Here is a 12,945-nt window from a genome sequence, read left to right on the forward strand (position 1 = left end):
GATGGAGCATCAATGGGATTTTTCAAGAACCAATTCTCCAACGTAGTGGAATGGGAAGAGTTTAGAGATGACATGATTTTCTGGAAATGGCGCAATCGGGAGATCAAAAAAGGAAGCAAGCTGGTCATTCGCTCCGGTCAGGATGCGATATTCATCAATAACGGCAAAATCGAAGGGATTTTCGAGGATGAAGGCGTATATAACATCGACTCAGACATCATTCCGTTCCTTTCTACCCTAAAGGGTTTTAAATTCGGCTTTAACAGCGGTATGCGCGTGGAAGTGCTGTTCGTGAACACCAAGGAATTCACCGTTCGATGGGGTACGCAGAATCCGGTTCTGATCCCGACGCCGCAGCTGCCGGGCGGCATGCCAATCCGCGCCAACGGCACGTTTAATTTTAAAGTGAACGATTACGTAACGCTGATCGACAGGATTGCCGGGATCAAGGAGAGCTACCTTGTGGAGGACGTGAAAATCCGGATCAGTTCGGTGCTCGATCAATTGTTGATGAAGTGGATCAGCCGTGAAGGCAAGGACATGTTTAATCTGCAGGCGAACGCTTCCGACATCGCCAGAGGGATTCGGGAAGACCTCGACATGGAAGTGATGGATAACGGGATGACGATTACCGGCTTCCAGGTGATGAGCTTCAATTATCCGAAGGAAATTCAGGACATGATCACGAAGACGGCCTCCCATGAAATGATCGGCAATCTGCAAAAGTACCAGCAGGTCAGCATGACGGACGGGATCGCGTCCGGCAAGGTGAAAGGCGGCGGTGCGGCTTCGGATATGGCAGGCATGATGATGGGGATGAACATGGCCAATGAAATGATGAAAAATATGAATCAGAACCAGGGCCAAAACAATCAAAATCAAAGCCAGCAGTCTCCGGACGCGAAGGAGCAATCCGCCCCAGCAGCCTCGTCCTCTTCCGAAGGAAACAAGAAGCCCAATTTCTGCCCGAACTGCGGCGCGAAGAACGAAGGGGCGAACTTCTGTCCAAATTGTGGTCATAAGCTGGGTTGAATGAAAGCCAACAGCACGAATAAATGCACAACCTTGGGATGGACCTAAAGGTTTTGATGTCACGGTTAAAACGATACGAACTGCGTTATTTCTTCTATATAAAAGTAAATTTAACTCACGACAGCCCCCTCACTCATCAAGTGAGGGGGCTTTTTTGCTATGAACGCCGTAGCTGAGTTATGTATCTACCTTTCCGCAGGAAGTGGCTCACAACTGGAATGAAGAACAGCCTCCGAGGGCAGGAAGGAAGGTGCTGCAGTGCGAATCCGGAGAAATAGAACTTGACGGACAAATGAGAACTAGGCAAATGGAAAAAGGGTACATTATGATAGGACATATCGGTCATAAGAGAACTCCGAAAGACGAAGGGGGACAGGGGGATACTATGTTCAGATCGACATCCTGGCGCATATTTGTGATTAGCGGCATCTTTTTTGCAATGACCATCATACCGTTCTCGTTGTTTCTGGCCAACCGGTTTTCCCATTTCGCATACTCGCAGATGGGAACGTTTAATCAGGACCGCATCGACGAAATGGCGGAGCGGGTCGAGTACATCCTGGCCAAGCTGAAATGGTACAGCCTGACCATGTACGAGGATCATTCCGTGCAAAACTGGATGTATGCTTCAGCCGACAACCTGCTTCAAAATGCCAGCACGATGGGGGTGTTATCTAAATATTTATCTCACGAGCCTTATATTGAAACCGCTTACTTATTCAGCATCCGCAAACGTGAGGTGATCGACGCCAAAGCTGGATTGCTTTCGTTCGAGGAATTTGCCGATCAGGCGATGCTGCAGCGAATCGAGCGCACTCCCGGGAATTTCCTCCGCTATTTTGATCACCGGATAGGAAACCAATCGTATTTGGCGCTTCAGCTTCCTTCGACACCTGTGCAGAAAAACCGGGACGGGTATCTTGTCGTCCTGTTCGACAAGAAGGAGCTGCAGAAGCATTTGATCTCAGGCGACGAGAGAGCTGATACACTGCTCTCGATCGTGGATGATCGAGGAAGATTGATTCTGGGCGAAGGGGATGGTCGGCTCGAGGAGACCATCGATAACATCCAGACGGGGCAGAAGCGGGGATCATTCGAGATGAACAGCGCCGGAGGAAAAGCATTCGTCAACTATGCGCGGATGGGATCGCCGGAGTGGACCATTATATCCGTCACTGAAATGAAGCAATTCCGCGAAAAGGCCGGGGCGTTCAAAACAGTCATCATCGTCTGCTCGCTCCTGCTGCTCGTGGCGCTGCTCCTGGTCGCCTATTGGAATTCGCGCCGTTTCGTCGGGCCATTCCGCCGGCTGGCGGATCAACTGCAGCGGAAGCTGGGCGTGAAGGGGGAGAACGATTACGGCGTTATCGAGCAGGGCGTCGTTATGCTTCGCGATCATTATCCGCTGATCAAGACCGAATATTTGCGGCAATGGCTGCTGCAGGGCAGGCTGAGCGACGGCGCCAGAGCGGCGATTATCCGCGAATCGTGCCTGCTTGACTATGAGTGGCTTCGGTTGGCTGTTATCAAGATCGATTCCTATTACGAGATATCCGAGCGGTATGATTTCTTCTCTCGCAAGCTGCTCAAGTATGCAATCGGCAATATCGCAGAGGAGCTGCTTGGCACATCAGAACGGCCGATCGAGGTGGTCGATTTTGGGACCGACCATCTGGTCGTGCTGGTTGGCACGGCCAGTTCCCTCCCTGATCCCGAGTTGACCCAAGAGCTCAAGGAGCTTAGCCGTCAAGTCAGCCGTTACGTAAAGCTGGACGTGACGATCGCCGAAAGCGAAGCGCGGCGCGTACATGACGATTTACGCAAAGTATACGACGACATGAACGAACTGACATTATTCAAGTTTGTCAGCGGTGATGACAAAATCTACGTCGAACAAGACTTTGAACGATATGCCGATTTACAGGCGCCGATCGACTCCGCCGTGCATGAAAGCTTGATCCAGACGATTCGAAGCGGCAAAGAGGAGAAGGTGCTGGCCATGCTGGATGAGGTGTTCACGCGCCTGCAGACGATGAAATATACCGAGTGCCAATTCCAACTGAAGCTGCTTCTGTTTACGATCGTCAAGTCGTTCAGCAAAGTGATGTCTATCCAGAGTGTTGAAGGGATTGAGCGCCACTTGAGGCAGTTCGCCACGCTTACCGAGGTTCGCGAATGGCTGAAGGAAGAGACCGGGCTGATGATCCGGCAGCTTAGCGACCAAAAGGGATTCAATCGCAAGGAAAAGCTGATTGGGGAAATCATCGAGTACGTCCGCTACCATACCCATGACCCGATGCTGTCGGTAGACGATATCGCTGACCATATCGCTTTGTCGGCCAAATACGTCCGGCAGCTGTTTCACGAACATTATGGCATGCCTCTATCGAATTTCATCTTGAACGAGCGGCTCGGGAAGGTTAAGGAGCTGCTGGAGCAGACCAGCATGCAGATCACCGAAATTGCAGAGCAGTCCGGTTTTCAGACGAAAAGCCACTTTTTCACCGCATTTAAAAAAGCGACCGGCATGACGCCGAGTCAATACCGCGACAGCAAGGCGGACGAGCGGATGGAGCGGACGCGGCAGATAGCCGGGAACTCTGCGAATTAGAAAGGTCAGCGGGCGATTGAGAACCGGCCAGACCAATAACAACTGGCCGAACGCTCGCAAATCGGCCGCGCGAGAACCGAATCCGGCCAATGAGAACTAGGCAAGCCGCAACCGTGAATGCTACGATGGCTCCGTTCGAATCCTGCAAGCCGCACAAGAAAGGAGGGGCGCTCTTTGGAGCGACGTAGAAGGTTCGGCGGGTCGTTTGTGCGCGAGCTGTCGCGGAACCGGTATTTGTACTTACTGGCGCTGCCCGGCATTGCGTTTCTGGTCGTATTTGCTTATATGCCCATGGCCGGGCATCTGCTCGCCTTCCAGGATTACCGACTATCCGATGGAATATGGGGGAGCGAATGGGTCGGATTTAAAAACTTCGAGTTTTTCTTCAATGGGAAAGACTGGCTGCGGGTGACGCTGAATACCGTTTTCCTGAATGCACTGTTTCTCGTAACCGGTCTCGGCAGCGCGGTCGTGCTGGCTATCTTTCTGAACGAAATCCGTAACAGGCTGTTCAAGCGAATCACGCAATCGTTTATTTTTTTACCGTATTTCATTTCTTGGCTTGTCGTCAGCATGATGACGTTGACGCTATTCAGCACATCCGAGGGGCTGATTAACCGCGCGCTTGCCGCCCTTGGCTACGAAGGAGTGGACTGGTATTTGACGCCTGGCGTATGGCCGTATATCTTAACCGTCATTAGCGCCTGGAAGATTGCCGGCTATAATTCCATTATTTTTTTGGCCGTCATTACGGGCATCTCCTCGGAATATTACGAGAGCGCCCGAATAGAAGGCGCGAGCCGGATGCAGCAAATGCTCTACATAACGCTGCCGTTGATGCGGCCGACCGTGATGATATTGGCGCTGCTTGGCATTGGCCGTATTTTCTACGGCGATTTCGGCATGATTTACGCGATCATCGGAGATAACGGCATACTGTTTCCAACGACAGATGTCATCGATACGTATGCGTTTCGTGCGCTGAGGCAGCTGGGGAACTTCAGCATGTCCGCTGCCGTTGTCGTGTACCAGTCCTGCATGGGGCTTGTCACGATTCTGATCTTCAATGCGATTGCGCGCAAGGTGGACGCGGATTCAAGACTATTCTAAAAGGAAGGTTGGGCGAGTTGGCATGAGGCCGGACTTGGGCTTCCGATCGCTGTTGTCCCCGAATCGTTATGATCGTATAAGCTCGTTAAGCGGATACGATTCGGGAACAAAGGCGACCACTTGCGTTTCTCCAGCTCCGAACCGGCCCTTTGCTTCAGTCCCAACCAGTTAAGGTGTGATCGAAGTGAGAGAACGGTTGTTTCTTGTTTTGATGTACGCGGTGCTGGGCGCTTATGCGCTGTTTTGCTTCATTCCGTTCTGGATTGTGTTCATCAACTCGTTCGCCGATGAATCGCTTCTGCAGACGGCGGGATACCAGTTGCTGCCGAGCAAATTCAGCCTCCATGCGTACAAATTTCTGCTTTCCGGCAAGCAGGTGTTTCTAAGCTACGGTATTACGATTATCGTGACGATCGCCGGCACGGCGCTGGGCGTACTCTTGACAGCTGCCTATGCGTACACGCTGAGCCACCGGAAAGTGAAGTACCGCAATATTTTATCGTTTCTAACCTTCCTGACGATGCTGTTCGGTGCAGGACTTGTCGGCTTTTACATGCTGATCGCCAACTGGCTGCAGCTGAAAGACTCGGTGTGGGCGCTCATTTTGCCCTATCTGCTTAATCCGTTCTATGCCTTCATTCTTGTCTCATACTACCGGACGCTGCCGTATGAATTGAATGAAGCTGCGACTGTGGACGGCGCCAATGATCTCTATATTTTCTTTCGCATCATCTGGCCGATTTCGCTGCCTGTTATCGCCACGGTGAGCCTGTTTTACGCGCTGCAATATTGGAACGACTGGTACTTGTCATTGCTGTTTATCGACAATCACAAAATGCTGCCGCTGCAGATGATGATCCGCCAGCTTATGTCCAATTTGAATGTTATGGCTTATGTGAGCGGGAGCCAGACGCAGTACAACGTCGTCGTGCCGACCTATGGCATGCAGCTGGCGATCGTCTGCGTTACCATCGGCCCGATCGTGTTCGTCTATCCCTTCATCCAGCGCTTCTTTATAAAAGGTTTGACGCTTGGTTCGGTAAAAGGGTAGAGCCGCAAACGTGAAGGCGTTTGGCCGGTTCGAGCTTTCAATCGCTGCTGTTTATGAACCGGCTCATCCGCCTATTTTCTCTATTATTGATTCAGGGGGAAGGAACCATGAAAAGATTATTGTCCATCGCGCTTGTGTTATTGATTGCGCTCATCGCGATTGCGGGTTGTTCGGGCAAAAACGAAGGGGAAGGGAAGACGCCCGGACCGTCGGGTCAAACCGGAGACAGCGCCAGCGATGACGCCAAACTTGAAGAGGTGACGCTGAAAATCATGATTCCCGGCGATCGGCCGTCGGATATGGATTTGGTCATCGCCGAGGCAGAAAAGCGGATGAAGGATACGATCAACGTCAAGCTCGACGTCGTCTTCGTACCCTGGTCCGATCTGGCGCAAAAGACACAGGTAACGCTTGCTTCCGGCGAAAACATCGATCTCATCTTCGATGCGCCATGGCTGCACATCAATCAGATGATTGCAAACGGATTCTATGAACCGCTGGATGACCTGTTGGCCAAGTACGGCCAAACGGTGCTGGAGAAACGGCCGCAGCAAATGTGGGACTACAACAAATACGGCGGCAAAATTATGGCCGTTCCGCTCGGCGTCAGCTACATGTCCGGCAATTCGTACATGGTGCGCAAAGACATTCGCGAGAAGCTGGGCGTACCGCCGATCAAGACATATGAAGAATTGATAGCTTTCGCTTACAAGGTAAAGGAGCAAGAGAAAGGCATTATCCCGATGAGCGCAGGCTCCGCCACTTATTCATTTGTCGCTCACCATGCGCTGAACGATTACGAAACCCATGTCAGACCGACCCACGCCCTGGGCAACAGCCTGATGCTCTACTACAAGAACAATGACGGCAAAGTTTACAATTTGCTGGAGGATCGGGAGCCGATCGGAACGTGGCTGGCGAACACGCACAAGTGGTTTAAAGACGGACTGATCTTCAAGGACATTTTGACGACAAAAGATTTTCACCAGCCAATATCGGCAGGCAAAGTAGCAATCGTCACGAACGGCGCGTTCGGCATCGGCGATTCCCTCAAGAACACGTTCAAGAACAACGTACCGGGAGGCGAGCTGGAAACGGTCACCTTCTTTAACCCGGAAAAAGGCGCGAATTTGACCAATTTTAAACAGTGGAATTTCCTCGCTGTTCCGAAGGTGAGCAAGAACAAGGAGCGGGCGATTATGTTCCTGAACTGGGCGAATGAGAAGGAAAACTACGACCTGCTCTCTTATGGAATCGAAGGAAAGCACTGGGAAGCGGTAGGAGAAGACAAAATGAAAAACCTGGATACATCCGGCTACTCCGCATTCGGCTATGTCTGGCTATGGAATCCGGTCGATGAGCGCAGTGTTGTAGGTGGCGATCCGCAGAATGATGAAATGGATGCCGTGCTTCGCGATGCCGACATGTTCACTACCGACATTTTGGCCGGCTTCGAATTTGACAGTACTCCGGTGCAGAACGAAGTCAGCCAGTACAATACGGTCGACGGGCAATACTACACGGCGCTGTTTAACGGGGTTATCGATCCGGAGGACACATTGAAGAAATTCGAAGCGGAAGCCGGCCCCGCCCTCCACAAGATTCAGCAGGAGCTGCAAAAGCAAATTGACGAGTTCCTGGCGGCAAAGGCGGAATAAAACAGAATCACTTGAACACGGATAAACCGAAGTTTGCTTATCCACTGTTTATCTACGCCTCAGATCGCTTGAAGTGCGGAGTGTTTGGCTGCGCTGTACTAATGCTGTTGCCCACTGGAAACTTCGCCCCGCTGGCGGCACTGGATGCGGCGGTGACGGCTTCCTCTTCCGGAGGAAGCCGATCTTATACGCTTTGCTGCTTGCTTATGGCGGAATTCGCGAAAGGGGGGATTAAAATCTAGCGTTCACCCGGAACAGAAATAAGGATTTAAAGTTTTTGATATTTCTGTACTCGAGAATAAAGAAAAGGAGCTGGCCTTGATGAATTTGAATAAAAAATGGTTATCCGGATTAATGGCAGCCGTATTACTACTGACTCCGCTCTCTGCGGTTCAGGCGAAATCACTTGTTCCGGATGTGACCGTCCTGCAGGCGGCAGGTGCAGACCAGATGGAAGCAGGAAAGGATACAGGTCATCCACAGGTCGAACTAGATCAACTGACGGATGCTGGTGAACCGGCAGCGGAACAGGCACCACAAGGAATAGACGAAAATCAAGCGGCAGCATCTTCGTCAGTGCAGGAGACGCAATTTCGCAATCTCGCGGCAGGCCTTCCGTATGAATGGTCTGAAGCTCCGGAAGCTTCGCATCCCGATGACGGATACAAGCTTACGGACGGAACATACGGCGCATTGGATATGAACGACCCGGCATGGGTAGGACATCTGCGCGGAAAGGCTCGCGAAGTTGTGTTCGATCTCGGTGAGGAAAAGTCAATTGGAAAGATCACGGCTAATTTCTTTCAAGATTTTCCTACGAATTCGATTCTCGTGCCGCTGTCGGTATCGATGTATGTCTCCGACGATAAGGAAAATTGGGGGCTGCTTTCCCATAACGCTACGCAGCTTCTGTGGGGAGAAGGACCACCCAGACAGGAGACCTTTGAATGGGATGGCAGCCGGGATGGAATCAAAGGCGGGAATACGGAAGGCAAGCTGGCTTATGCCCGTTATGTGAAGGTGACCTTTTATATGCATCCTACACAGTGGGAATATATTGACGAAATCGAAATTATGGGTATGGACGGCAAGATTGAAGGAGCGGTAAAGGTTCCTGCCGAGCAGCCTCGTTTTTTGGAGCCGGGGGAAGCTACGGCCGGGATCCGGAATCTGAATCTGTTTTATAACGGACAATATGCGAATGGTTTGGGCGATTGGAAAAAGGAACGGATTATCCCTAATATCAGTTATGTAAATAAAGACGGCGAGCCGGTCGATTGGCTTTATGACGGCGTTCTATATCTCGGGATTGCTTCGCCTGCCGGTCGCGATTTCGGTCAGGGACAAACGAACCTGGACGATTGGAAATGGTATTTGGATAAAACATTTGCAGCCACGGGCGATATGCAGCAGTTGAATGAGGCTGCCAAGGAAGTTGGGGCCAAGCTGAAACAGCCCGATCATCAAGTCAAGGTTGTGTTAATGATTCCGAATCCAGGGGAATCCTTAACCAATTTTGGCGACATTGACGGTAGCGGTTCCTTAAATTTCAACGACTCCGTCGTAGGCAAAGAAAAAGCGTCTGAAAACAGAGGAAAAGCGGTGCAGTGGTGGCTGGACCAGACCCGGCAAAGATGGCAGGCTGCCAACTACTCGAATCTTGAGCTTGTCGGCATGTACTGGATGCCGGAACAAATCGACATATCCGAATCGGGACCGGACATAGCTCGCATGGTGTCGGATAAAGTGCACGCCATGAACATGAAGGTTTTCTGGATTCCACACTCCTATGCTTACAAAATGTTTATGTGGAAAGACGTAGGGTTCGATGCCGCGGCGCTTCAGCCTAACTATTTCTTCGGCGGAATGGATTCCGACCGTCTGGACGATGCTACGAATACTGCAAAGCGATACGGAATGGGGAACGAAGTTGAATTTGATGACGGAATGCTGACAGATCCCGTACTTCGTCAGCGTTTTGTCGAATACTTGGACAGCGGCGTCAGATCCGGTCTGATGCAAAATGGCTTCAGAGCTCACTATCAAGGCAATAATGCAGTATACAACTTAGGGGTAAGCAAGGATCCAAGTTTGCGTTTAATGTATGACTGGCTGTACCAGTATTTGAACGGAACGTACGCCATCGATAGCAGCCCGGCGCCGGAGACGATGGCGGAGGTTGTACAGCGTTATGTCGCATCGAACGAAATCAAGCCGGCTTTTGGTAATGATTTGACGTATCGATTGCAGACCATCAAGCTTCTTTTGGACGATAACAAGCCGAAGGAAGCCGTGACGTATATGCAGGATTTTCTCGCGCACATTCACGACCCGGCCGTCCAAGCGCAAGGGTTGATTTCGGTCCCGGCAGCAACGCTGCTTGATACCTACGCCCAAGTTCTCATTCATACCTGGTCTGACGAAGGGGGACTCAGCAATCTGGTTCTTGGCCAAAGCTATACAATTTCACAGCAGCCTAACAGCAACTATCCCGATTCCGGGAACGAACTTACGGACGGCCGATTCGGCGGGACGGATTACCGCACCGAGCAGTGGCAGGCCCATGCGGGAAGCGACTACCCTGACGAACGAAGCCGCACCATCACGTTTGATTTGGGCGGCAACAAATCGATCGGGGCCATTAGAGCCCATTTTCTTCAGGATCAAGGACCCGGCATCTATTTCCCTCAGAACGTCACTTTTTCCGTTTCATCTGACGGCGAGTCCTGGAGCACGCTGGCAACCGTTACTCCGCCACCGGCACAGGATGCTGCCTCGGCCGAGTTCGTGGGTTGGAGCGGGATAACAGACGGTGTGCCGGGGGAATCGGGAGCCGATAAAGTGTCTGCCCGCTACGTTAAAGTGGAATTCCCGGTCAACGTCTGGGTCTTCCTTGATGAAATCGAAGTTCTCGGCGTTGACGGCCATGCGGGGGGTGGCACTACAATCGACGGCGCAAGAGCCGTGGTGGATGCCGCTGCGAAGAAATTGACGATCGACGGTCTGGTCGTGAACGGCAGTCAGTCCCAAGTGGATTTGAAAATACTCGATTCGAAAGGGAAAGTTCGGTACGAAGGCCAGACGACCAGTACGGAAACGGGGAGTTTCCAATTCACGATCAAGCTTACCGGCAATTTAAAGGGAACCTGCGACGCCTATCTCTCTATGGAAGGAATGTCGGCTCCCGTTAAGATTTCATTCGAGTACAATAAAAAGGACTGACGTTTATTTCTTGCACAAGCTTAACTTCCGATGGTATACGTCCTGATTTCCATGATGTTGATTTAGGATGAGGGCATTCCGTGATAATTTCTGTCGCGGCATAATGCATGATAATTAATTTATGTTTCGTAAAAAAGCCATGGACGCAGCGTGATTTCCACGCTGTGATCTATGGCTTTTGCTTTCGAATCGGTCTTGATGACCGTATGATAAATATCTGATGCATCCCGATGTTTATGAACACGACTCATATCACGACTCATATAATGAAGTAATTGCGGGCTACTGAAAAATTCATACTGCTTGAAATCGAGATTAATGTAAACGCATACTTATTCATGGTATAATGCATCTAATAGATTAGGCAATTTTAGTCATCTGGGGTTCTTATAAAGCTGTGAATCTGGCCTGGGGGTGTTGCGAGGATGAAAAGGTACAGCGTGTGGCGTCCGGTCATGCTGATTGCGGTGGCGCTGCTTACGAATAACTTGGTCACGAGTTTGGCGGGCGTGTTTGGCATGTCGCCGAAGTCGGCGAGCGATTTAGGTTTTATCGCGATGATTATTGCCGCATTCATTACATATAACCGCATGATGAAAATCCGCCGCAAGTGAATAATCATTCACAGCCATTCATCGAATGAACAGCATGTTTATAAGCACCTTGGCCAAGGTGCTTTCTTTTCGTAAAGCGCATTTATTTTTTACCAAATCAAAGGGTCTGAATCCTTGCACACGCTTCGTATCACACCGCCTGTAATCCCCGTGTTATCTATAAAAACCGTCAAATCAACGATGCGAAAATTACGTCTCCCTATCTCTACTAGAATTGGAATAAAACATGTCTTAAACGTTTCACCGCGGCACAGATGCAGTTTGACAGATTCACCCAAATTTATGTTGAAAAGGGTCACTTTTATTAATATATTGTAAATAGCGCGAATCTAGTATTCGGGCATATATACCTAGGAGGGTTATCCTTAATGAAAAAAGGGGTCATATCTTTAATCAGTTTGGCGTTATCTGTCACAATGCTGGCGGGTTGCGGCGACAAACCGGCGTCAGAGCCAAGCGGCGGCGCAGGCGGCGACGCACCTAAGGCAAACTTCATGGTAGGGATGGTCACAGATGCGGGAACGATCGATGACAAGTCGTTTAACCAAGGCACATATGAAGGTATTGAGAAGGCGAGTAAAGACTTCAACATTAAGCATAAATACCTGAAGCCAGCTGGACAGACAGAGGCTGATTATTCGAAGGAAATTGTAAACCTTTACGATGCCGGATATAAATTAATCGTAACGCCGGGCTTCAAATTTGAGACGGCTGTGTTTAAAGCACAGGAAAAGTACACAGACGCTAAATTCGTTATTATCGATGGATCACCACGCCCTACAGCAGACGCCGATCCAGTTGTTAAGGAAAATACCGTATCCATCTTCTTTGCAGAGCAGGAGTCCGGGTTCCTGGCTGGCGTAGCGACTGCGCTTCATGTGAAGGATGGACAAGCAGGCTTTATCGGCGGCATGGAAATTCCGCCTGTACAGAAGTTCAACTGGGGCTTCCAACAGGGTGTAGCTTATGCTAACGAGAATCTCGGCACGAAACTGGTGATTAACAAAGAAAACGTTGTATATCAGGGAACCTTTGACGACACTGCAGCAGGCAGCCAATTGGCGGCACAGATGTATGACCGTGGCGTAAATGTGATCTTCGCAGCAGCAGGCGGCGTTGGTGTCGGTGCGATTAATGAAGCGAAGACTCGCGTGCAGCAAGGATCCGAAGTTTGGATCGTCGGCGTCGACGTTGACCAATATCAAGACGGCGTATACGAAGGCGACAAGTCGGTTGTACTGACTTCGGCTGTTAAGAAAATCGACAATGCGGCTTACGATATGATCAAAGCCGAAACCGAAGGCAAATTCCCGGGCGGACAAACGCTTACGCTGGATGCCACAAATGACGGCGTCGGCCTTCCTGAGAAGAACCCGAACCTGAGCGATGATGTTCTGAAGCAAGTTGACGAAGTGTTTGGCAAGATCAAAGCCGGCGAAATTAAAGTAGCCGCAGAGCAAGGCGATTTGATTAAATAAATCAAGACACCAAGGTTATCTACAAAGCGTGGATAGGCTTACTTGAAAAGCAGCGATACCCATGAAAAAAGACGGATTCCCTTCCGTCTTTTTTTAAGGTATTAGAATTTATAAGTTATTTCAGCGAAGCGAAAGCAGTTCTGTAATCGCATTTATATGTTTTGGGGCC

General features: G+C 50.4%; 9 protein-coding genes. 8 read left to right on the plus strand and 1 reads right to left on the minus strand.

Translation table 11 applies throughout. From position 1 onward, the window contains the following. Positions 1 to 12: 12 nt before the first annotated feature. From MHH82_RS01675 to MHH82_RS01700, 6 genes are all read left to right on the plus strand, one after another. Complete coding sequence (locus MHH82_RS01675) at positions 13 to 1,032, plus strand: SPFH domain-containing protein (RefSeq protein ID WP_251500343.1); 1,020 nt, start codon at positions 13 to 15, stop codon at positions 1,030 to 1,032. A 385-nt stretch (positions 1,033 to 1,417) separates the two neighbouring features. Beyond that, positions 1,418 to 3,643 carry an AraC family transcriptional regulator gene (locus tag MHH82_RS01680; RefSeq protein WP_340962740.1) on the plus strand — a complete coding sequence of 742 codons (2,226 nt, stop codon included), beginning with the start codon at positions 1,418 to 1,420 and terminating at the stop codon, positions 3,641 to 3,643. A gap of 174 nt (positions 3,644 to 3,817) precedes the next feature. Further along, positions 3,818 to 4,753 (plus strand): ABC transporter permease, encoded by a 936-nt coding sequence (locus tag MHH82_RS01685; RefSeq protein WP_113059096.1) that lies wholly within the window; start codon positions 3,818 to 3,820, stop codon positions 4,751 to 4,753. 184 nt (positions 4,754 to 4,937) lie between these two features. Continuing rightward, positions 4,938 to 5,804: a carbohydrate ABC transporter permease gene (locus MHH82_RS01690; RefSeq protein ID WP_340962743.1), complete on the plus strand. Its 867-nt coding sequence runs from the start codon at positions 4,938 to 4,940 to the stop codon at positions 5,802 to 5,804. A 107-nt stretch (positions 5,805 to 5,911) separates the two neighbouring features. Then, positions 5,912 to 7,462, plus strand: a complete 1,551-nt coding sequence (locus MHH82_RS01695; RefSeq protein WP_012818554.1) for an extracellular solute-binding protein — start codon at positions 5,912 to 5,914, stop codon at positions 7,460 to 7,462. A 321-nt stretch (positions 7,463 to 7,783) separates the two neighbouring features. After that, on the plus strand, positions 7,784 to 10,684 hold the full coding sequence (locus MHH82_RS01700; RefSeq protein ID WP_340962745.1) for a DUF4855 domain-containing protein: 2,901 nt from the start codon (positions 7,784 to 7,786) through the stop codon (positions 10,682 to 10,684). Between the two features lie 119 nt (positions 10,685 to 10,803). Here the strand turns inward: MHH82_RS01700 and MHH82_RS01705 are convergent, their stop codons facing one another. Continuing rightward, entirely contained in the window at positions 10,804 to 10,935 is a 132-nt protein-coding gene (locus tag MHH82_RS01705) for a hypothetical protein (RefSeq protein WP_340962746.1), read from the minus strand. A gap of 174 nt (positions 10,936 to 11,109) precedes the next feature. Between MHH82_RS01705 and MHH82_RS01710 the strand changes: the two genes are divergently transcribed. Both MHH82_RS01710 and MHH82_RS01715 read left to right on the plus strand, forming a co-directional pair. Beyond that, entirely contained in the window at positions 11,110 to 11,298 is a 189-nt protein-coding gene (locus MHH82_RS01710) for a hypothetical protein (protein WP_145040239.1), read from the plus strand. Positions 11,299 to 11,666: 368 nt separating this feature from the next. Beyond that, positions 11,667 to 12,776: a BMP family lipoprotein gene (locus MHH82_RS01715; protein ID WP_340962747.1), complete on the plus strand. Its 1,110-nt coding sequence runs from the start codon at positions 11,667 to 11,669 to the stop codon at positions 12,774 to 12,776. Positions 12,777 to 12,945 lie beyond the last annotated feature (169 nt).

The sequence above is a fragment of the Bacillus sp. FSL K6-6540 genome (genome assembly GCF_038007545.1).

Coding starts and splice junctions, on each gene's coding strand:
- MHH82_RS01710 (WP_145040239.1), top strand. CDS start 11,110: ATGAAAAGGTACAGCGTGTGGCGTCCGGTCATGCTGATTGCGGTGGCG.
- MHH82_RS01675 (WP_251500343.1), top strand. CDS start 13: ATGGGATTTTTCAAGAACCAATTCTCCAACGTAGTGGAATGGGAAGAG.
- MHH82_RS01680 (WP_340962740.1), top strand. CDS start 1,418: ATGTTCAGATCGACATCCTGGCGCATATTTGTGATTAGCGGCATCTTT.
- MHH82_RS01700 (WP_340962745.1), top strand. CDS start 7,784: ATGAATTTGAATAAAAAATGGTTATCCGGATTAATGGCAGCCGTATTA.
- MHH82_RS01695 (WP_012818554.1), top strand. CDS start 5,912: ATGAAAAGATTATTGTCCATCGCGCTTGTGTTATTGATTGCGCTCATC.
- MHH82_RS01705 (WP_340962746.1), bottom strand. CDS start 10,935: ATGAGTCGTGTTCATAAACATCGGGATGCATCAGATATTTATCATACG.
- MHH82_RS01715 (WP_340962747.1), top strand. CDS start 11,667: ATGAAAAAAGGGGTCATATCTTTAATCAGTTTGGCGTTATCTGTCACA.